At 50.0% G+C, this 286-nt stretch carries 2 tRNA genes; both read left to right on the plus strand.

Annotated elements, in window-relative coordinates:
* Positions 1 to 57: 57 nt before the first annotated feature.
* A tRNA-Arg gene (locus DS2_RS19485) sits at positions 58 to 134 on the plus strand.
* A 22-nt stretch (positions 135 to 156) separates the two neighbouring features.
* Positions 157 to 232, plus strand: a tRNA-His gene (locus DS2_RS19490).
* Positions 233 to 286 lie beyond the last annotated feature (54 nt).

The raw sequence follows: 286 nt of genomic DNA on the forward strand, positions 1-286 counted from the left end.
AAGTTCGAATCTTGCATCACCGACCACTTTCTAAATGAGTCCATAGGGACTTCGAAAGCGTCCTTAGCTCAGCTGGATAGAGCAACGGCCTTCTAAGCCGTGGGTCGCAGGTTCGAATCCTGCAGGACGCGCCATTTAGAAAACATTTCTACTATGGTGGCTGTAGCTCAGTTGGTAGAGCCCCGGATTGTGATTCCGGTTGTCGTGGGTTCAAGTCCCATCAGCCACCCCATTTTTCTTTACAGTTTCTTATGTTCGGTGATTAGCGCAGCCTGGTAGCGCACTT

It is taken from the genome of Catenovulum agarivorans DS-2, assembly GCF_000568405.1.
Classification (GTDB): domain Bacteria; phylum Pseudomonadota; class Gammaproteobacteria; order Enterobacterales; family Alteromonadaceae; genus Catenovulum; species Catenovulum agarivorans_A.